Here is a 21520-nt window from a genome sequence, read left to right on the forward strand (position 1 = left end):
TATGAATAAGATAAAGATTGGAAAAGGAAAAAAATATTACAATTATAATTTATTTTTAGTATTGTTACTAATTGGAACAGTTTGTATAATTAATTCGATTGCATTAATGTATCAATTACTGATGAGTAAAAATATGAAGGGATTACTTGCATTTTCAATTATTGATATAGCTTCTATTGCTATATTGGTAGTCATTGGTCTTCGGGGGTGGCTTGTGGGTGAACGTCTAAAAAGGAGTCTAGATGCTACAATAGAAGTATATGGACGTTCAGAAGCAGTCATTGATTATATTATGGAGTCAACGAACAGTTATATCATGTTTATAGATTCAAATTATAAAGTAATATCTTGTTCGGAAGCGCTAATTAAAAGGTTAGGCTACAAAGATATTTGGCAGATTCGTAAAAAATCAATCTATGATGTCTGGGATGCAGTTAAAAATAAAGAAACATTAGAAGAAATAATAAAAAAGGTAGAAAGTACGAATCTGTTCGATGGAATACGTGTATTTGAGATTGAAAGAGAAGAAATATGGTTTTCTGTTAATATAAGCCGGATTCGAAAGGAAGACAGCAGTGAAGGTTTTATGATTATATTAACTGATTTGACAAAAGAACAGAAAAGCAAAAAAGAATTGGTTGAGATTGTCAACATGAGAAATAAGGTCTTGCTTACGATGTCCCATGAATTGAGGACACCAATTAATGGGATTAATGGTTCAACAGAATTGTTGGCTATGTCGAGTCAGTTGAGCCCGACTGACAAAAGTCATGTGCAGAATATTAGAGAGGCATGCAGGGCACTATTATCAATTGTAGAACAGGCAACGGATTATAATAGTATTCAGAATAATGAGATTGTATTGGAAAATAGGGCGTTTACTTTAAATGATATTTTAGAAGAGGTAAGAACATTAGTCCATTTGCGGATGTACGAGAAAAAAATAGGGTTTTGTGTCGATATCGAGCCAGAGATTCCGTCTATATTATCTGGAGATTTAGAAAAGATTTGTCGTGTTTTATTAAATTTACTGTACAATGCGGTTGAATATACAGAAGAAGGCTATATACGTCTTAGTATTTCTAAAAAAGAGAGAGAGGGAAAAACTTTTATTCAGTATTTAGTACAGGATACGGGATGCGGGATTGAAGAAGAAAATATAAAAAGTTTATTTGATGCCTTTTATCGTTTTGAAAAGAAAGGAGAGAACCAGAAAACAGGATTAGGACTTGGTCTTTCTATTTGTTTTGAATTTGTAAAAGCAATGGGAGGAACAATTCGATGCGAGAGTCGGGTAAATGAAGGAAGCACATTTTGGTTTGAAATTCAAACAGAAGTACTGGATAGTACCCCGATTGCCGAGGTGAAAAATCCATTTGACAAAAATATAGCACTTGTAGCAAGTACAGACTGGAGAATTGAACAGGCAAAAAAAATGTGCAGAGAGCTTGAAATTCTTTCTTTTAAATCGTGTGAAGACATGGAAGATTTGCTAAATGAAAGTTTTACGCATATTGTAATAGATGCAGCACATCCACTTGCTACTGAAATTTTAATGACTAAATTTCCATTTCAATGTAAGAAAATATTGATATTGGAATCAAGTCAAAATGCTATTGAAGGGATCCGGGAGGCAGATTACATCGTCTATGAGCCATTTACAATTACGATGCTGGCACAGATTCTTAATATACTTGATGAGGAAAAAGAGGCTGAAGAAAATACAGTTAATCTGGTGTTTAAAACAAAGGGAGTGCATGCACTTGCAGTAGATGATAATGCAGTAAATTTAATGGTTGTGTCTAATATATTGCAGCAATATGACATTGAAGTTGAAGAAGTTGATTCTGGAAAAGTTGCAATCCAAAGATATTATGAGAATGAGTATGATTTGATTTTTATGGATTATTTAATGCCGGACATGGATGGAGTTGAAGCAACTAAGAATATTCGCAATTTGAATAAAAAAGTGAATCCTGTTATAATAGCGTTGTCTGCAAATGTAAATAAAGAAATTAAAGAAAAATTTGAACAGGCAGGTGCTGACTATGTCATGGCAAAACCGTTAGAACTTAAGGAATTAAGTCATGTATTGCGGAGGTATTTGCCATCTTATAAGATTTTAGAGAAAAAAGCAATTATTCAGGAAAGTAAAGATCAAATTACATTTGAGGCATTGAAATCGGTTTTAAAGGAAGTGGATTCTTTAAACCTTGAAAGTGGTTTGGTCTATATGGCAGGCTCGGTTGAAAATTATGTTCGTGTTTTAAAAGTATGTTGTGAAAATGTGACAGAGCAGATTAATTATATCAGAGCGGCATATCAGTTGATTAGCATAAGTGACTTGCGTATCTATTTTCACAGTTTAAAAGGAATTTTTCTGAATGTGGGAGCTGAGAAACTTTCGGAGTTATCCAAAATGATGGAACAGGCTTCAAGTAATAGTAATCATGAATATATCCAGGAAAATCTGGAATCTTATATTGAAACAGTTGAAACATTTTGCAATAAACTACAGATGGCATTGGGACTGTATAAAAATATATTGGCTTCTACTATACCGGAAGAAAAATATCAGCCGATGGAGCCACAGGAGTATAAAGAAAAAATAGAAGTGTTAACTGAATCAGTAAAAAGATTTGAATTTAATGAAGGCAGTGAATTGGCAGAGCAGTTAATTGTATCGAGTAAAGGTGAAAACAGAAAGTTGTTAGAGGAAGTATATGAACAGATTCAACAATTTCAATATGATAGGGCAATAGAACTGTTAGAAAAGATTAGATTTGAATAGAGGAAAAGCCTAGCAGCAAATAGGGAGGGTAACTACTAGGCTTGTTTATGAAAAAAATTATCTTATTAGCTATATCAATGTTATTATTTGTTACTATGTTTGTATTATAGTAAACAGATATGAGCATAGTATGGATATATTATGAACAAAATGTTAATAATTGCACCACATTTGGAATAGTATTTGAGAACGAAAAAAAGTAAGGAGTCAATATATGACAAGTGTATTTAAAAAATTACTTAGTAAAGAATTAGGAGAAGAAAGATATGACGGATATTATTTATGTTATAGAAATGTGTTGAGAGACCAGGGATATGCAGGAAGAAAAATTGGAAATGAACAAGTATATAAAGAAATGTATGAATATTTGAAAGAAAAAGATAAGCATGTGTTAGACAAAATGCTTGAGCGGTTGACAGATGCGATGGAGTCAGCATTGATTATAAATAAACAGTATGTTTTTGCTTTTATTTTTTATTTATTGAGTGCAATGTTTTTAATTTTTATGAATCTGAATCCGCTCGTTACAATTGTAAGTCTTATTTTGATGAGTACATGTTTTATATATAAGACATGTGAATATGTTGTAAATAAATTTTGTTATATAGATGCTAACATTGCGTTAGTTTATAAAGCAGTATTAGATAAATTAATTTCTTTAAGAGAATAAAAAGTTGAGAATTCTAGAAGAAAAGAGGAGAGAATATGAGCTATATGAAACAATATGAAGCATGGTGTAAAAATCCTTATTTTAATGAGCGGACGAAGCAGGAACTGAGAAGTATCGCAGGGAATGAGGAGGAAATTAAGGATAGATTTTATAAGGAATTGGAATTTGGTACTGGGGGACTTCGCGGAATCATTGGAGCAGGGACAAATCGAATGAACATTTACACAGTAAGAAAGGCAACCCAGGGATTTGCCAACTTTATTATCAAAGAAGGAAAGCAGGATATGGGAGTTGCAATTGCATACGATTCACGGAGTATGTCAGAAGAATTTAGTGAGGAAGCTGCACTTTGTCTAAATGCCAATGGAATTAAAACTTACCGGTTTAACTCATTAAGACCAACACCGGAACTTTCTTTTGCACTTAGAAAATTAGGCTGTTGTGCAGGAATTGTAATTACTGCAAGCCATAATCCGCCGGAATACAATGGTTATAAAGTGTATTGGGAAGATGGGGCACAGATTACGGCACCAAAGGACAGACAGATTATTGATGAGGTAAAGTCAGTTGCGATTGAATCGGATGTAAAAACAATGAGTCGGGAAGATGCAATAGCCAGTCAGCTTTACCATGTAATTGGAAAAGAAATCGATGACTGCTATATGGAAGAATTAAAAAAATTGATTTTAAGTAAAGAAGCAATTGCGAAAGAGGCAGAAAACCTTTCGATTGTTTACACTCCATTACATGGTACAGGTAATCTTCCTGTTCAGAGAATATTAAAGGAAATCGGTTTTAATCATGTACATGTCGTAAAACAACAGGAACTTCCAGATGGGAACTTCCCAACAGTAAGTTATCCTAACCCGGAAGATCCAAATGCTTTCCGTTTGGCACTTGAGTTAGCAGAAGAAATTAATGCGGATTTAGTTCTTGCAACTGACCCGGACGCAGATCGTCTTGGAGTCTATGCGAAAGATTCAAAAACTGGAAATTATATTCCATTTACTGGAAATATGTCAGGCGTTTTGATTGGTGAATATGAATTAGAGCGGAAAAGAGAATTAGGAATTCTTTCGGAAAACGGAGCATTGATAAAGACAATTGTAACGACTAATATGGCAGATGCTTTGGCAAAAGAATATGGTGTTAAATTAATTGAAGTATTGACCGGATTTAAATATATCGGAGAACAAATTAAATTTTTTGAACAAAATCAGAATTACAAGTATGAGTTTGGATTTGAAGAAAGCTATGGATGTCTTGTAGGTACCCATGCCAGAGATAAGGATGCAATTGCTGCAGTTATGGTTTTATGTGAGGCAGCGGCCTACTATAAGACAAAAGGTTTCACTTTGTGGGATCAAATGCTTAAAATTTATGAAAAATATGGATTCTACAAAGAAACACTTGGAACAATTACACTAAAAGGAATGGAAGGTTCTAAAAAAATTGCTGAGATTATGAGCAAAATGAGACAGACAGGTCTATGTGAGGTAGCAGGGAAAAAAGTAATTACAGTTAGAGACTATGAAAAGCAAGAAGAAACCGGGCTTCCAAAATCAAATGTACTTTATTTTGAGTTAGAGGATGATTGCTGGTTCTGTGTAAGACCATCTGGAACAGAGCCTAAAATTAAGTTCTATTTTGGTGTAAAAGCTGAAACGATGGAAAGGGCAGAGTGTTTATTAAACCAGTTGAAAGAGGAAGTACTAAATCAGTTTGGAGCATAGAATAATCGTGAATAGGAGTTGAAAAAGTTGAAAGAAATATTATTTATGGAACCTGTTTTAAAAGATATGATATGGGGCGGAAACCGTCTGAAAGATGAATTTTCTTATGAAGGTGCAGGAGATAAGACAGGAGAGGCATGGGCAGTCAGTGCACATCCAAACGGAGATTGTCTTATTAAAAATGGAGAGTGGAAAGGAAAGACATTATCTTTTGTTTGGAATGAGCATCGTGAAGTGTTTGGCGGAATGGTTGGAGATAAATTCCCTTTGCTGATAAAAATTATTGATGCAAAGGATGATTTGAGTATACAGGTACATCCGGATGATAATTATGCAAAAGTTCACGAGCATGGTTCCTTTGGCAAAACAGAATGTTGGTATATATTAGATTGTAAGGAAAATGGAACAATTGTAATGGGGCATAATGCAAAAACAAAAGAAGAACTGTGTCAAATGATTGATGAAAAAAAATGGGATAAGCTGATTCGTACAATTCCTATTAAAAAAGGTGATTTTTTACAGATTAATCCGGGAACGGTTCATGCAATTAAAGGTGGAACATTAATTTTAGAAACACAGCAAAATAGTGATATTACATATAGAGTTTATGATTATGACCGATTAAGCAACGGAAAATTAAGAGAGCTTCATGTAGACAAAAGCAAAGATGTTATTAAAGTCCCATTTGAAGATTTTAAAATGACTGAAACAGCAGATGAAAATCAGGCAGTCGAAACATTGATAGCGTGTAACTATTATACGGTTCAAAAATTTACGATTCGGAAAGCAGAAACTTTTACACAGAACCATGATTTTCAAATTATGAGTGTAATAGAAGGGAATGGAACAATAGATGGTATTTCAATTCAAAAAGGAGATCATTTTATGATTCCAAGCGGATATGGCGAATATAGATTAAATGGAAATATGACTTTAATTGGTTCTTTTGTTACAGAGAATAAGTAGAATTTTTTTATAGTACGATAAACGCATGAATGAAATCTTATACAGCATTATCATCTATAGTGTGTAGGATTTTCTTCATGCGTTTATCTTGCTTTGAAAATTAGCGTTAGGGTCTTATTTTTTCTTTGTTTTTTACAAGAAGTGTTTTATAATAAAGATTATAAGGGGAAAGTTTTTTTATTAGATTTATTTACGAAAAGGAGGGAAGTATATGAGTAATGGCAAGATTGAAAAGGGAAAAAAAGGATTGTTTCAGCTTATTTATGGAAGAACGCTAATTGTTATTTTAATGATTTTAATGCAAGTAGGGCTTTTAATTGCATTCTATCAGTTTTTACAGGGATATGTTATTTATGTGTACGGTGCTTCGATTGCATTGGCAGCTGTTGTGCTATTACACATTATTAATGATGAAACAAATCCAACTTATAAAATGGTTTGGATTATACCTATTTTAGTAGTTCCGTTATTTGGAGTGTTATTATATCTGTATACTCATCTTCAGATTGAAATTAGGCTGTTGACAAAACGGCATGCAGGATTAATAAAGGAAACGAGAATTTTTTTAGAGCAGGAAAAAGAAGTTTTGGAAGATTTAGAAAAGGAAGATACCCACGTTGCCTCTACTGCAAAATATTTATGTGAATATGGAGGTTATCCTGCGTATATAAATTCCAGAGTAAAATATTTTCCTTTGGGAGAAGATAAATTTGAAGAAATGAAGATTCAGTTAAAAAAAGCAAAACATTTCATATTTATGGAATATTTTATTATACAAGAGGGCTATATGTGGAATAGCGTGCTTGAAATATTAGAGGAAAAAGTGAAGGAGGGAGTTGAAGTAAGGGTAATGTATGATGGAATGTGTTGCATGGTATTGCTGCCATATCATTATCCAGACGAATTAAAGAAAAAAGGAATTAAATGCAAAATGTTTTCGCCAATTGTACCGGCACTTTCTACTTATCAAAATAATCGGGATCATCGAAAAATTTTAGTTATTGATGGATTTACAGCTTTTACAGGAGGAGTGAATCTGGCTGATGAATACATCAATAAAAAAGAACGGTTCGGACATTGGAAGGATACGGCAGTGATGATTCAGGGGGATGCCGTAAAAAGTTTTACGCTTATGTTTCTGCAAATGTGGAACATAACAGAAAAACAGCCAGAGAATTATATGCAGTATGTTCATTGGTGTGAAAAAAGAAAAGGAGAAGTGTTGGAAGATGGATATGTGATTCCATATGCTGATAGCCCTTTGGACAAAGAAAATGTAGGAGAACAGGTGTATTTTGACATTATCCACCAGGCATGTTCTTATGTTCATATAATGACACCATATTTGATTCTAGATAATGAAATGATGGTTGCACTTACACATGCTGCAAAACGAGGAGTAGACACTGTTATTATTATGCCTCATATACCAGACAAGGTATACGCATTCTGGCTGGCAAAAACTTATTATAAGGAATTACTGGAAGCGGGTGTTAAAATATATGAATACACACCTGGATTTGTCCATGCAAAGGTGTTTGTATCAGATGATGAGAAGGCGGTAGTAGGTTCAATTAATCTTGACTTTCGAAGTCTGTATCTGCATTTTGAGTGTGCTTCTTATTTTTATAAAAATTCCGAAATATTCCAAATGGAAAGAGATTTTCAAAATACATTGAAAAAGTGTCAGGAGATAACATTAGAAGATTGCAAAAAGCAACCGGCATTACAACGAATTTGCGGAAGTGTATTGCGATTGATAGCCCCATTGATGTAAATGATTAACACAGAAAGTGAAATGAAATGATTCGAGAATTTATAGCTTACTATAAAAAACAAAGGGTATTCATATTAACAGGGTGTATAGTTATTTTATTGGGAGTTGTTATTTATACGATAGGTATTTCTAGCCATAGAAAAAATTTGGACAAAGAGATTTATAATACAATTTCTCAATTAACGTTTTCAGAAACTGCAAGAGACGAAGAACTGAAAAAACTGCATATGCTTTCAAAGAAAAGATACTTAACAAGTGAACAAAAAGGTATATTATTTGAAAATATATCTGTTATTTACATGTTGGAAAATGATAGTTCCATGTATATTTTTAATTCCGGCTATGCAATTTATCAATACGAAAAAGCAGGACTTTATGAAAAAGAAATGTTAGTTGGTATTAACCTTGCAAAATATTTGGTCGAACGCTATGAATTTGGGCTTTCAAAAGAAATTATTTTAAGTATAATGAATGAGGAAAACATAATAAAGCAAAGTAATTCAGAGGTAATGCGTAAGGCATATATGACACTGGCAGATATTTATTCTAAGACAGGAGAAACGAAAAAAGCATTTAGTGCTTGTAAGAAAGCAGAATATTATATTTTACAATCGAAAAAAGCACAAGATTTCTATAAAGCTTGTCTTACTGTTATTAAAGCAAGAATTTATATGCAAAATGGGCAATATAAAAAGGCTGAAAAAATATTGAACAAAGTAAGAGAGAAATATTATTATACAAATGATGACGATAGTAAGTATATTTTAATTGAATATTTGCTTCCTTTTTTAGAAGTAGATGCGAAATTGAAAGCATATGATAATAAGTATGATGAGGCAATTAAAATCAGTGACCAATACACCGCTTTTTGTGACCAATTTTCTTATAATGTTATGAAATTAAAGTTAATTGTCAGTTTAACAGAAATTGCAAAAGCTAACGATAGTCCTTCTTTTAAAAAATTTAGCAGGAAAGCCTGGAAACTATATCCAGAGGTAGTGGATGAAAGTAATTTTAATTATGCTTCTAATATGTTAGATTCAGTTGAGAAATTAATTGATGAGCTGATTACTCATGAGAATGACAAAAAGATGAAACAGCATTTTCTTTTTAGTGTGATGGGGTTACTTTTCTTGATTTTTATTGCAATTGGACGATGCAATAAAGTATGGAAAGAAAGCTGTATTGATCATTTGACAGGGGTGTGCAATCGAAAACTGATGATGAGGATTTATGAACAATATGACAGAAAAAAGAAAAAATATGGATGTATCATGATAGATGTTGACAATTTTAAATCAGTAAATGATTTATATGGGCATCAGCAGGGAGATGAGATACTAATCGGGGTAGCCAGAATAGCAAAACGATATAATTCTAAAAATATTACGGTTTTTCGGTATGGTGGGGAAGAATTTTTGATTTTATATCGAACGGAAAAATATGAGAATGTAGTTAAACTTGCCGAGAAAATTAGAGAAGGAGTAGAAAAGTTAGATTGGGAAGATGAACTCAAAGTAACGATTAGTGTGGGAACTTCATTTAGTATGGAAACAGATTATCCAATAAAACTTGCAGATAAAAGATTATATTATTCAAAATTGCATGGGAAAAATTGTGTTACAACAAAAGGGGAAAACAATTAAGTTATTTGGCAGAGCAGACGAAGGAATATGTATACCAAATGTCAGAAGAATATGTTAAAATGATAAATGAAATAACAGAGGCAATGGAAGAGGTAGCAAAGACAACAGAAAGTTTATCAATACTTGCTCTGCATTTAAATGAAGAAACACAAAAATTTAAGATTAAGTAGAAAAGGAAAATAATACTATGGAGATTTGTATTGAAAAAAGTAAATATGCACAAAAAGCAATGCAACTTTTTAAAGAAGGGTATAACTGTTCTCAGGCAGTATTCCTTGCATTTGAGGATAAGTATGATATGGATCACAAAACGGCATTGATGTTGAGTTCATCATTTGGTGGTGGAATGGGGCGTTTAAGAGAGGTATGCGGTTCGGTAAGTGGTATGTCTATGGTTGCAGGTATACTCTATGGATATGCGGATCCTACGGATAACCAACAAAAAAGTGAGCATTATAAAAGAATTCAGGAACTGGCAGGAGAGTTTGAAAAAAGAAATCATTCAATTGTTTGCAGAGAATTGCTGGGGCTTGGACAGGGTAAGGACCATTATGTGCCAGAGGACAGGACAAAAGAATATTATAAAAAAAGACCTTGTGTCGAATTGGTTGGTATGTCTGCGGCAATTATGGAACAATATATAAAAGAAACAGAAGAAACAAAGGAAAAGGCTTAGTAGGAGGTATAATTATGTATGAGTTAAAGGATGATTATTTAACAGGAATTGAACTAATTGACAAAGAGCATAAAAAATTATTCGAAATAGCAGAAGAGGCGTATCAAGTATTACATAATGATTATATTGCAGACAAATATGATAATATGGTTGATATTCTTGCTCAATTAAAAGAATATACAATCATGCATTTTGAACATGAGGAGCAATATATGGAAAGTATTGGATACAAAAAGATATTTTCTCAAAAAGTGCAACATCAGGAATTTATTGAAAAATTAGAAGTAGTTGATTTAAATGAGGTTGATGAAAATCCGGAAGAGGCAATTCAGGATATTCTTACTTTCTTAACGGATTGGCTTTTTAATCATATTTTGCATATGGACAAGCAGATTGGTAAATAAAAATTATATCTTGTAATATCAAAGGAGCACCTAAAATATATTAGAAATAAGAATATATTTTAGGTGCTTTTATGAATAGGGAACAAGAAAAAAAAGAATTTATTAATTTTGCTAAAAGTTCGCTATTGGCATTATCAGGAATTTTACTTGTATTAATGGGTTTTTACTATTTACCGGACGCAGTAGCGACAATGAAACAGACAAGCGATAGAAAGCTTCCGATTTATTGTGTAGAAAAAAAAGAACCCAAAGTTGCATTATCTTTTGATGCAGCATGGGGAAACGAAGATACGAAAAGAATATTAAAAATTTTAAAAAAACATAATGTGCATGTAACATTTTTTATGACAGGCGGCTGGATTGAATCTTATCCGGATGATGTAAAAGCAATAGCAAAAGCAGGGCATGATTTAGGAAATCACAGTGAAAATCATAAGCAGATGTCACAGCTTAGTAAAGAACAGTGCAAAGAGGAGCTTATGAAACCACATGAAAAGGTAAAAAAACTGACAGGAAAAGATATGATATTATTTCGTCCGCCTTATGGGGATTATAATAATACTGTTGTAGAGGCAGCAAATGAAAATGGGTATCACTGTATTCAATGGGATGTTGACTCCCTTGACTGGAAGGATTATGGCGTAGATTCTATTCTCAATACAGTTTTAAATCATAAGCATTTGGGGAATGGTTCTATTATACTTTGTCATAATGGTGCTAAGTATACAGCAGATGCGTTAGATGATTTGATTACCGGTTTGGAAGAAAAAGGGTTTCAACTTGTCAGAATTTCAGATTTAATTTATAAAGATAATTATGAGATGGATGCAGAAGGGCGTCAGCATAAAGCTTAAAAGAAGACTTATTGAAACAAAAAAGTATAAAATATAGAAAAAACAGTCCTTAAAAGTAAAGCCAGAATAAAAATATAACTATTATTTTAGGACTTACTTTTGAGGACCATTTTACTTAATGTGAATGAGAATATAATAATTCTCTTTGTTTTTTTACTATGTATTTGTTTAGTATGTCATTCCTGTGAGTTAGTTGGCAACCATAATAAAAAGAGTCTCGATCTTCTAATTTCTGTTTTCTTACAATTGTTCCGGAAAGGTCTAAAATCATCGAGTTGTCAATTAAATGAATAGAAACTAATTTTTTTAATGACAGGTCTTCCTTGGAAAAGAAACCAAATCCGGTTTCACTTACATCTTTTACTAAAACCTGAGTAGTAATTCTTCCATCTTCTGTACTATAACGCAATTTCATTTGTTCCCCGATAAATAAGCGAAAAGCTTTTCTACGGTTATATAAGGTTCCTTCTTCACCCATTTCGATTTTGTGTAAAACTTTTTTACCCATGCGGACAGGCTTTAAGGAAATATTTTGCCAACGGTATAATTGGCTGTCATCTGCGTAAATAAAATCAACATTGCAGTTTTCGGAAAAACCAACAATTTTTTTATCTACTGTGATGACGGGAATAAGAATCCATTCATTATAAAAATCAAATATTTTGCTTTCGTAAGAAAGGGTTTGATTATTATAAGTAATTAGAAGTTCGAATTTGTGATTTTTTTCAAGTTCATTTCGTTTCATGAATCAGCCTCCATCTGATATAAGGAAAATGAAAGAATCTTAATTTATTATAGTTTATTTGCATAAAAAAAGCAATCATATATATTATGATTTGTGTATAATTACAATATCTGAAGGAATGGTTTCTGACCAATTATTATTTGATGCTATGAAGAAATTGACAAACTTTGTTCATACTGTTAAATTTAATATGACGGGAGCAGAAGGTGCGTAGTCATTCATAGGTATCAGGGGTCAAAATATCTTTTGCCCCCAACATCTGATTATTATTAGTGAAACACTATAATATTGAATAAAGCAGGAGGAACAACTATGTTTAAAATTAATGAAAATTACTTGAAACTGCCTGGAAGTTATTTATTTTCCACGATTGGAAAAAAAGTAGCGGCATATTCCAGTGCAAATCCAGATAAATCAATTATCCGTTTGGGAATTGGGGATGTTACACAGCCATTAGCACCGGCAATTATTGAAGCACTTCATAAAGCAGTGGATGAGATGGGAAAGAAAGAAACGTTTCATGGTTATGCGCCCGATTTAGGTTATGAGTTTTTAAGAAATGCAATCGTAAAAGGTGACTATGAATCAAGAGGTGCAGACATTAAAGCAGATGAAATTTTTGTCAGTGATGGAGCAAAATGTGATTCTAGTAATATACAGGAAATTTTTGGTTCAGATAATAAAATTGCTGTGTGTGACCCGGTATATCCTGTTTATGTAGACAGCAATGTTATGGCTGGAAGAACAGGAGAGTATAATAAAGAAACAGAAACATGGAGTAAGGTTATCTATATGCCTTGTACAAAGGAAAATAATTTTACACCAGAGCTTCCAAAAGAAACACCAGATATGATTTATTTGTGTTATCCAAATAATCCTACCGGTTCTACGATTACAAAGGATGAACTTCAAAAATGGGTTGACTATGCCAATAAGGTTGGTGCAGTTATTATTTACGATGCAGCTTATGAGGCATATATATCAGAAGACAACGTACCACATACAATCTATGAATGTGAAGGTGCAAGAACTTGTGCGATTGAGTTGCGCAGTTTTTCAAAAAATGCTGGATTTACAGGAGTACGCCTTGGATTTACTGTCATTCCAAAAGAGTTAAAATGTGGTGAGGTATCACTTCATGCTATGTGGGCAAGAAGACATGGAACAAAATATAATGGTGCTCCTTATATTGTACAAAGAGCCGGAGAAGCCGTATATTCAGAAGCAGGGGAACAACAGTTAAAAGAGCAGGTTGCTTACTATATGAATAACGCGAAAACAATAAGAGAAGGATTAATTTCTGCCGGATATGAAGCATTTGGTGGAATCAATGCTCCTTACGTATGGTTGAAAACACCGGATAAAATGACTTCATGGGAATTCTTTGATTATCTTTTAGAGCAGGCGAATATTGTAGGAACTCCAGGCTCAGGATTTGGACCAAGTGGAGAAGGATATTTCCGACTGACTGGTTTTGGAAGCCATGAAGCTACAGTTGAAGCGATGGAGAGAATAAAACGATTATAATAATTTAACGGAGGAGGCATAACAGAGTTTGAGACCATTGATATTCAAAATTGATTTTGAAGTTGCTGCGATTTTTATATTTGCGGTAACATTGGCATATTCATACACTAGCAAGAATCTGCCTAATTTGGTAAATCGGATTTACAATGGGATGATAGCAGTTGCATTTATGGCGGCGTGTTTTAATGTGCTATCTGTATTTACGATTACTTACGGCGATGTTGTGCCTTTACCTTTTAATTACATCGTTAATTTTTTATTCTTGTTTTTGCAAAATTTAACTGCACCATTTTGGTTTGCATATATGTTGCTATTGACGGTAGAAAAAGAGAAGATTGTATGGAAAAAATATAGTTATTTGATAGTTCCTGCAGCAATATCTATCATATTATTAGTATCGAATGTAGGGACAGGATGGATATTTTATTTTAATGAACAAAGAGTATATACGCAGGGAAGCGGAATGATAATTTTATATCTTAATTCTATAATCTATCTGATTCTATCCATACTTCATACATTTTTTTATCGTAAAAATTTGAGTAAAGAGCAGACATTTGCGATATATTTTTTTATATCCTCAACATTAGTTGCCATCGGAATACAATTTGTGTTTCAACACTTTATGATTACAGGATTTTCCAGTGCTCTGGCATGCCTTATTATGTATGTATCTTTGCAAAATCCGGAAGAAAATTTGGACAATGCAACCAAGGTTTTTAATAGAAATGCAGTTATTACAATGATAAATGATTATTTTAGGCAAGGACAGCCATTTAGTATGGTTGTTCTTGCTTTAGATGAGTTTAAAACGATAAATGAAAAATATGGTTTTGAAAATGGATGTGAGTTTTTACGTTTGATTGCCTCTTATTTATCGGAAATGGTTCCTAACTGTGTTTATCGGTTAGAAGAAGAATTCTTTACGCTGTTATTTCAGCAAGGACAGGTGGATGTAGAAAAATTAATTGAAGAGATAAAAGTCAGATTCTCAAAGGAATGGGTTGTAAAAGATAGACGAGAAATTTTGTCAACTTGTATATGCTATGTCAGATGTCCACAGGAGGCAGTTACGGTAACAGAGGTAATGGACATCATAACAAATTCAGTAGCAGATGCAAGAGCAATTGGAAAGGGAACAATTATTTATGCGACAGAGCATATTGAGAATCGGGAAAAGAAGATTAGTGAACTGGAAAACCAGAAAAAATTACTAGAAAAGATAACAGTGGAGGCAGAGAATGCCAGAGTTGAAGCAGAAGCTGCCAGGGTAGAAGCAGAGCGGGCAGATAAGACAAAAAGTATTTTTCTTGCAAATATGTCACATGAAATTCGTACACCGATGAATGCAATTCTTGGAATGACAGAATTATTGCTAAGAAGAGATTTAGAAGAACAGGTAAGAGAAAATGTGGAGAATATAAAGGGTGCAGGAGAGTCATTGCTGGCTATTATTAATGATATTTTGGATATATCAAAAATAGAATCAGGAAAATTAGAGCTGATAGAAGATCATTATTATGTGTCTTCCCTGCTAAATGATATTACACATATGATTTGCAGCAGATTAAAAGATAAAGATGTAGAGTTTCAGTTAGATATTGACGATAAAATACCGGATGAGTTGTTTGGAGATCAGTTACGTTTTCGTCAGGTATTATTAAATATATTAGGAAATGCAGTAAAATTCACAACAAAAGGATATGTAAAATTAATTATCAATGGAGAGAGAAAAAAAGAAGATGAAAATAGAATTTGTCTTCATGTAGAGGTAGAAGATACAGGATTTGGAATAAAAGAAGAGGATATTCCTAAGTTATTTGATTCTTTTACGCAGGTGGATACAAAAAAAACAAAGGGAATTGAAGGAACGGGATTAGGGCTTACAATCTGCCAGCAGTTGGTTACGCTGATGGGAGGAAAAATTATGGTTGAAAGTGAATATGGAATAGGAAGCCGTTTTTCTTTTTACATTTATCAACAGATAAGTGATGAGCGTCCAATTGTAGAAGTTGAGAAAAAGGAGCAGATGTATGTATTTATAGTTGGTGGAAGAATTGCAAGGCAGGTAGAAACTGTTCTTCGAAGATTTCTGGTTCCAATGCACTATGAAGAGGAAGAAATGATAGATTGGGAGGCACTGAAAGCACCAATTTATACCCATGTATTTATGGAAGAAAAGGTTTATATCCGACATAAAAAAGAAGTAGAACAGATTCGATTGGAAAAAAGAGTTATTGTTTTAATCCCATATGGCTCTTTATTTGACGATTATGATAAAGTCGTTGCAATGGAGAGTCCTGTTTATTGTCTAAGTGTTGCAGAAGCATTGAATGGAATAAGTTATGAAAAATATCGCAAAACAGAACGGGAATTTTTCTATGCACCAAAGGCAAAGGTATTGATTGTAGATGATAACGCAGTTAATCTTAAGGTTGCAGAAGGACTGCTTGAACCGTATGGAGTTCAAATCACAAAAGCATTGAGCGGAAGAGAATGTTTGAGTTTATTAAAAGAAAATAAATATCATTTGATATATCTTGACCATATGATGCCGGAATTGGATGGAGTTGAAACGTTGAAACGGATTCGAAAGATGGATGGCGAGTATTATAAGAACGTTCCTGTTGTGGCGTTGACGGCGAATGCAATTCGTGGCGTAAGGGAGATGTTTTATGAAAATGGTTTTCAAGGATATATATCAAAACCAATTGATATTCTGTGTTTAGAAGATTCATTGAAAGAACTTTTACCAAAGGAACTGATTATAAAGAAGGAAAAGGAGCAAAAGAAAGAAGAAGAATTCCCATATAAAATACCTGGAGTTAAAGTTGAAAATGGAATGAAAAATTGTGGTGGCGTTTTAAAAACGTATTGGGAGCTTTTAGAAACTTTTGCTTTGGAAGGTAAAATAAAATACCGTGTTATAAAAGAGTATGCAAAAACAAATAGGATTCAGTATTATATGGTGGAAGCTCATGCTTTGAAGAGTGTTGCTGCCAGTATGGGAGCAGAAGAATTATCTGCAATTGCAAAACAGCATGAGATGGAGGCAAAGGCAGAAAACTTTTTATTTATTGAGAATAATTCAGATGAATTATTAGAAACGTATCAGGCGGTTCTAAATGAGGTTGATAAAGTATTAAAACAAAGAAAAAAGATAAAAAGTGAGAATACGGAAGATACAATCAGGGAAGAAGAGGTACAGGAAATTATTGCCGAAATTATCGCATACATAGATGAATTTGATGATGAGGCTGCGTTGCTTCGGATTGAAAATTTGAGTGCATTTCATCTTTCAGAAGAACGAAAAGAAATCTTACAAGAAACTCGTAATGCTTTAAAATTATTAAATTACAGTGAGGCATTAAAACAGATGAAAAAAATGCTGAATGAATGATAAGATTAATAAAATAGAAGATTTTAGAAAGGAATAAGCATGACAAGAGAAGAATGGAGAAACTTAACCAAACAAAAAATTGTATTATTGGATGGAGCAACCGGTTCGAATTTGATGAAGGCAGGAATGCCGGTAGGGGTATGTCCAGAACGGTGGATTTTAGAGCATCCGGACACAATAAAAGAATTGCAGAAAAGTTATATTTTAGCCGGCAGTGATGTGATTTATGCACCAACGTTTACATGTAATCGTATCAAACTTAGTGAATATGGATTAGAATCGTCCATTGCTTCAATGAATCGTAAACTGGTAGAACTTTCGAAGCAGGCAGTAATTGAGTCTTTGACAGAAAGAAAAATTTATATTGCAGGCGATTTGACAATGACCGGAAGACAGCTTTATCCGGTTGGTGATCTTATGTTTGAAGAACTGATTGATGTATATAAAGAACAGATTCAATATATGTTAGAGGGCGGAGTTGATTTATTTGTTATAGAAACAATGATGAGCCTTCAGGAATGTAGAGCGGCACTCTTGGCGGTGAAAGAAACTTGTAATCTTCCGGTTATGGTTTCCCTGACCTACAATGATGATATGAGAACTTTATATGGAACTTCTCCAGAAACTGCAATTGTTGTATTACAAGAGATGGGAGCGGATGCAGTTGGAGTAAATTGCTCGACCGGTCCAAAAGCAATGTGTGAGATTGTATCCCGAATGGCAAAGTATGCAAGAATTCCGTTGATTGCAAAACCAAATGCAGGTCTTCCACAATTAATCAATGGAACAACTTATTATGACATGGGCGCGGAAGCATTTTCAGAAGAGGCAAAAGAATTGGTTGAAGCTGGTGCTAATATCATTGGTGGATGTTGTGGAACGACACCGGAGCATATTCGTCTCCTTGCAAAGAAGATAGAAGGCAAAAAGATTCCGGTTCATAATCCGGAAAGAAGACGAATTATCACAACAGAGCAGGATATTACTGAAATTTCCTTGAATCGATTTACATTAATTGGAGAAAAAATTAATCCTACTGGTCGAAAAAAATTACAGGAGGAAATCAGAAATTATAAATTTGATACAATTGTAGCTCTTGCAGAGGCTCAGGAGGAGGAAGGAGCAGATTTGCTGGATATCAATGTTGGTATGACCGGAATTGATGAAAAAGAATGTATGAAAGAAGTATTATATCGCTTGCAGGGTGTTTCCCATCTGCCCCTTTGTATTGATTCTAGTTATGTAGAAGTAATAGAAGAAGCACTCCGTATTTATCCGGGAAGAGCTTTAATTAATTCAATTTCACTCGAGAAAGATAAAGCAGACAGGTTGCTTCCGATTGCCAGAAAATATGGAGCTATGTTTATTCTTCTTCCGCTTTCTGAGAAAGGCCTTCCTAAAAACCTAGATGAAAAAAAGAAAATTATTGATACAATAATTTCAAAAGCAGAAGCTTATCAATTTGTAAAAGAAGATATACTAGTTGATGCCCTTGTTACGACAGTGGGAGCCAATAAGAATTCATATTATGATGCAATGGATACGATTCGCTATTGCTATTCTGATCTGCAAATGGCGACGGTTTGCGGTCTTTCTAATATCTCATTTGGATTGCCGGACAGACCACTTATCAATAGCACTTTTTTAGCGATGGCATTAAAAGAGGGATTGACCGGATGCATCGCGGATCCGTTACAAAAGGAGCTTACAACAGTTGCATTTGCTACGGAATTGTTGTTAAATAGAGAAGATGCTGCAAATCGCTATGTCGAGGTAGTGAACGAAGATAAAATCGAACTTACCGATGGAATAAAAAAAATGGCTGTAAAAAAAGAAAAAGATGTTAGAAGTTTCATTTATGAGGCGGTTCTAAAAGGAAAGAAAGCTTCGGTTGTAGAGCTTGTAAAACAAGGGCTTTCTGAGAAAATAGAGGCATCTTCGATTGTGGATGAATTATTGCTTCCTGCGATTAATCAGGCGGGAGAGCTGTTTGACAAAAAGAAGTATTTCTTACCGCAATTGATTGGAAGTGCGGAGGCGATGAAAACAGCAATTGATTATTTAGAGCCGTATTTAAAACAAGATAGTAAACAAGAAAAAATGGGAACAATTGTAATGGCAACGGTGGAAGGTGACATTCATGATATTGGGAAAAATCTTGTAATACTTATGCTTCGTAATTATGGATTCCATGTAATTGATCTTGGAAAGGATGTTAAAGCGGACGTAATCGTAAAATCTGCAAAAGAACATAATGCACAGATTATTGCACTATCAGCATTAATGACAACAACAATGATGGAAATGAAAACGGTTGTTGAGCTTGTGAAAAAGGAACAGCTGTCGGTAAAAATTATGGTTGGTGGAGCTGTTATTACAGAAAGTTTTGCAAAAGAAATTGGTGCAGACGGCTATTCGAAAGATGCAAAAGAAGCAGTTGTATTGGCAAAGCGATTACTTGACTGCCAAAATAAAAGGTAAAGGTTAGAAACAGTTATGAATAATAAAATTGATGTAGTAATTCCTGTATATAAACCAGATGAAAAATTAGAGCGTTTAGTAGAACATTTGAGGAAACAATCTGTAAAACCAAATCGTATTATAATGATTCATACAGATGCAGGTGATCGGGAACAAATAAAGAATCAATATGGTGCAATTGAAACGGTTGAATTACATCATATTAAAAAAGAAGAATTTGATCATGGTGGCACGAGAAATTATGGTGCATCTTTGTCTGACACACCATATATTTTATTTATGACACAAGATGCAGTGCCAGTTGATACTCATTTGATTGAGGAAATTTTAAAACCGTTTGAGGACAAGTCAGTCGCTACGGTTTATGGAAGACAGCTGGCAAATTCCAATGCAGGTGCGATTGAAAAATATACAAGATTATTTAATTATCCAGCTGTAAGTTCTATAAAATCCAATAAGGATTTAGAACGGTTGGGAATAAAAACTTATTTTTGCTCGAATGTCTGTGCAGCTTATCGAAAAGAAGTTTATGAACAGATGGGCGGTTTTGTTTTAAAAACAATTTTTAATGAAGATATGATTATGGCTTCTAAAGTAATTCAGGCCGGTTATTCGATAGCCTATTCGGCAGAAGCAAAAGTGATACATTCTCATAAGTATACTTATTGGCAGCAGTTTACAAGAAACTTTGATTTAGCAGTTTCGCAACAACAATATAAAGAAATATTTTCTGGCATTAAATCGGAATCAGAAGGAATACGGCTTGTAAAAAATACAGCCGGATATCTGTTGAAAGCAGGAAAATTTTACCTGATACCAGATTTAGTTTTACAAAGCGGATTTAAATTTTTAGGGTACAAGCTTGGCTCCCGTTATGAGTCGCTGCCTAAAAAGGTTATTAAGACATGTAGTATGAATAAATCATATTGGGATTAGTGAAGAAGTTGTAGTAAAAAGAAAAAGAGGAACGTTATATATTATAAGGTATGTTCAAAAGAAAGGAAAATTATGAGTAACAATTTAGAAAAACTTCATGAATACGAGGCAGAAGCTTTTAAGGCTTTTATTAAGGTTTGTGAAGAAAATAATCTGGAATACTATGCGATTGGAGGAACGTTGCTTGGAGCAGTCCGTCATAAAGGTTTCATACCATGGGATGATGATGTTGATGTAGCCATGCCAAGACCTTCCTATGATAAGTTTGTGGAACTTGCACCAAAAGTGATGCCAAATCATTTAATTGTGGATGAGATTCGATATGACAAAAATTTTAAGAGCTATTTTGCAAAAATTAGAAATAAAAATATCGAGCTTCGGGAAAATCTTGTGGATAATGATGCAACAACGAGAATAGGATATTTAATTGATATTATTCCAATGGATGGAACACCTAACAATGGTTTGCTAAGGAAAATCTACTACGCAAAAGTTTTGATGCTCCGCTTTTTCTGTGGTGCTGCAAATGTTTCAACGGGAATTCGAACAAGCAGACCAAAAAAAGAGCAGATTCTTCTTCACATCTGCAAGTTTTTACGGCTGTATAAGATTCTAAAGATTGAAAAAATCTATAAGCGCATGGATAAGTTATTTCACAAACAAAATTATGACACATCAAAATTTGTAGGTACAATAACAGGTGCATACAATGTAAAAGAAATTGTTCCAAAAGAATATATTGGGGCTTTTGAGAACAGCACATTATGGGATTTTGAGGGATTTAAGGTAAGAGGTCCGGAAAAATGCGATGAGTATCTGACTCATATGTTTGGCGATTATATGAAGCTTCCGCCCGAGTCAGCACGAAAGATTCATTATCAGGATGAGATTATAGAAAAGAAAGAGGCATAAAT

16 protein-coding genes are annotated in these 21520 nt (G+C 33.6%); 15 read left to right on the top strand and 1 reads right to left on the bottom strand.

The features are described from left to right. The first annotated feature begins 1 nt into the window (after position 1). From FYJ58_RS06050 to FYJ58_RS06090, 10 genes are all read left to right on the top strand, one after another. A complete protein-coding gene (locus FYJ58_RS06050; RefSeq protein ID WP_154518757.1) occupies positions 2 to 2791 on the top strand; it encodes a response regulator in 2790 nt (929 codons plus the stop codon). Positions 2792 to 3005: 214 nt separating this feature from the next. Further along, positions 3006 to 3461: a hypothetical protein gene (locus FYJ58_RS06055; RefSeq protein WP_154518759.1), complete on the top strand. Its 456-nt coding sequence runs from the start codon at positions 3006 to 3008 to the stop codon at positions 3459 to 3461. 35 nt (positions 3462 to 3496) lie between these two features. After that, positions 3497 to 5194: a phospho-sugar mutase gene (locus tag FYJ58_RS06060; protein ID WP_154518761.1), complete on the top strand. Its 1698-nt coding sequence runs from the start codon at positions 3497 to 3499 to the stop codon at positions 5192 to 5194. A 27-nt stretch (positions 5195 to 5221) separates the two neighbouring features. Continuing rightward, the gene (gene manA / locus FYJ58_RS06065) at positions 5222 to 6160 is read left to right on the top strand and encodes a mannose-6-phosphate isomerase, class I (RefSeq protein ID WP_235912571.1); all 939 of its coding nucleotides are present in this window, start codon (positions 5222 to 5224) and stop codon (positions 6158 to 6160) included. 211 nt (positions 6161 to 6371) lie between these two features. After that, positions 6372 to 7937: a cardiolipin synthase gene (gene cls / locus FYJ58_RS06070; protein ID WP_154518763.1), complete on the top strand. Its 1566-nt coding sequence runs from the start codon at positions 6372 to 6374 to the stop codon at positions 7935 to 7937. Positions 7938 to 7963: 26 nt separating this feature from the next. Further along, a complete protein-coding gene (locus FYJ58_RS06075; RefSeq protein ID WP_154518765.1) occupies positions 7964 to 9583 on the top strand; it encodes a GGDEF domain-containing protein in 1620 nt (539 codons plus the stop codon). Positions 9584 to 9621: 38 nt separating this feature from the next. Beyond that, the gene (locus FYJ58_RS15030) at positions 9622 to 9753 is read left to right on the top strand and encodes a hypothetical protein (protein ID WP_268892665.1); all 132 of its coding nucleotides are present in this window, start codon (positions 9622 to 9624) and stop codon (positions 9751 to 9753) included. Positions 9754 to 9770: 17 nt separating this feature from the next. Further along, positions 9771 to 10259, top strand: a complete 489-nt coding sequence (locus FYJ58_RS06080) for a C-GCAxxG-C-C family protein (protein ID WP_154518767.1) — start codon at positions 9771 to 9773, stop codon at positions 10257 to 10259. A 14-nt stretch (positions 10260 to 10273) separates the two neighbouring features. Beyond that, on the top strand, positions 10274 to 10663 hold the full coding sequence (locus FYJ58_RS06085; protein WP_154518769.1) for a bacteriohemerythrin: 390 nt from the start codon (positions 10274 to 10276) through the stop codon (positions 10661 to 10663). 71 nt (positions 10664 to 10734) lie between these two features. Continuing rightward, entirely contained in the window at positions 10735 to 11517 is a 783-nt protein-coding gene (locus FYJ58_RS06090) for a polysaccharide deacetylase family protein (protein WP_154518771.1), read from the top strand. Between the two features lie 115 nt (positions 11518 to 11632). On the opposite strand, the gene FYJ58_RS06095 is transcribed toward FYJ58_RS06090, so the two are convergent. Then, a complete protein-coding gene (locus FYJ58_RS06095) occupies positions 11633 to 12262 on the bottom strand; it encodes a PilZ domain-containing protein (protein WP_154518773.1) in 630 nt (209 codons plus the stop codon). A gap of 312 nt (positions 12263 to 12574) precedes the next feature. Between FYJ58_RS06095 and FYJ58_RS06100 the strand changes: the two genes are divergently transcribed. From FYJ58_RS06100 to FYJ58_RS06120, 5 genes are all read left to right on the top strand, one after another. Beyond that, complete coding sequence (locus FYJ58_RS06100; RefSeq protein ID WP_154518775.1) at positions 12575 to 13789, top strand: LL-diaminopimelate aminotransferase; 1215 nt, start codon at positions 12575 to 12577, stop codon at positions 13787 to 13789. A gap of 28 nt (positions 13790 to 13817) precedes the next feature. Continuing rightward, entirely contained in the window at positions 13818 to 17189 is a 3372-nt protein-coding gene (locus FYJ58_RS06105) for an ATP-binding protein (RefSeq protein ID WP_154518777.1), read from the top strand. 39 nt (positions 17190 to 17228) lie between these two features. Next, positions 17229 to 19670, top strand: a complete 2442-nt coding sequence (locus FYJ58_RS06110) for a homocysteine S-methyltransferase family protein (protein ID WP_154518779.1) — start codon at positions 17229 to 17231, stop codon at positions 19668 to 19670. A 15-nt stretch (positions 19671 to 19685) separates the two neighbouring features. Further along, positions 19686 to 20606 carry a glycosyltransferase family 2 protein gene (locus FYJ58_RS06115; protein WP_154518780.1) on the top strand — a complete coding sequence of 307 codons (921 nt, stop codon included), beginning with the start codon at positions 19686 to 19688 and terminating at the stop codon, positions 20604 to 20606. A 72-nt stretch (positions 20607 to 20678) separates the two neighbouring features. Beyond that, positions 20679 to 21518, top strand: coding sequence for a LicD family protein (locus FYJ58_RS06120; RefSeq protein ID WP_154518782.1), 840 nt, complete (start codon positions 20679 to 20681; stop codon positions 21516 to 21518). The last annotated feature ends 2 nt before the right edge of the window (positions 21519 to 21520 follow it).

This window comes from Velocimicrobium porci (genome assembly GCF_009696045.1).
Taxonomy (GTDB): Bacteria; Bacillota; Clostridia; order Lachnospirales; family Lachnospiraceae; genus Velocimicrobium; species Velocimicrobium porci.

What these genes read in the sequence shown, in the direction of transcription:
- FYJ58_RS06050 (WP_154518757.1), top strand. Translation starts at nt 2, where the DNA reads ATGAATAAGATAAAGATTGGAAAAGGAAAAAAATATTACAATTATAAT.
- FYJ58_RS06080 (WP_154518767.1), top strand. Translation starts at nt 9,771, where the DNA reads ATGGAGATTTGTATTGAAAAAAGTAAATATGCACAAAAAGCAATGCAA.
- cls (WP_154518763.1), top strand. Translation starts at nt 6,372, where the DNA reads ATGAGTAATGGCAAGATTGAAAAGGGAAAAAAAGGATTGTTTCAGCTT.
- FYJ58_RS06055 (WP_154518759.1), top strand. Translation starts at nt 3,006, where the DNA reads ATGACAAGTGTATTTAAAAAATTACTTAGTAAAGAATTAGGAGAAGAA.
- FYJ58_RS06110 (WP_154518779.1), top strand. Translation starts at nt 17,229, where the DNA reads ATGACAAGAGAAGAATGGAGAAACTTAACCAAACAAAAAATTGTATTA.
- FYJ58_RS06100 (WP_154518775.1), top strand. Translation starts at nt 12,575, where the DNA reads ATGTTTAAAATTAATGAAAATTACTTGAAACTGCCTGGAAGTTATTTA.
- FYJ58_RS06085 (WP_154518769.1), top strand. Translation starts at nt 10,274, where the DNA reads ATGTATGAGTTAAAGGATGATTATTTAACAGGAATTGAACTAATTGAC.
- FYJ58_RS06115 (WP_154518780.1), top strand. Translation starts at nt 19,686, where the DNA reads ATGAATAATAAAATTGATGTAGTAATTCCTGTATATAAACCAGATGAA.
- FYJ58_RS06075 (WP_154518765.1), top strand. Translation starts at nt 7,964, where the DNA reads ATGATTCGAGAATTTATAGCTTACTATAAAAAACAAAGGGTATTCATA.
- FYJ58_RS06120 (WP_154518782.1), top strand. Translation starts at nt 20,679, where the DNA reads ATGAGTAACAATTTAGAAAAACTTCATGAATACGAGGCAGAAGCTTTT.
- FYJ58_RS06095 (WP_154518773.1), bottom strand. Translation starts at nt 12,262, where the DNA reads ATGAAACGAAATGAACTTGAAAAAAATCACAAATTCGAACTTCTAATT.
- FYJ58_RS06090 (WP_154518771.1), top strand. Translation starts at nt 10,735, where the DNA reads ATGAATAGGGAACAAGAAAAAAAAGAATTTATTAATTTTGCTAAAAGT.
- FYJ58_RS06060 (WP_154518761.1), top strand. Translation starts at nt 3,497, where the DNA reads ATGAGCTATATGAAACAATATGAAGCATGGTGTAAAAATCCTTATTTT.
- FYJ58_RS15030 (WP_268892665.1), top strand. Translation starts at nt 9,622, where the DNA reads ATGTCAGAAGAATATGTTAAAATGATAAATGAAATAACAGAGGCAATG.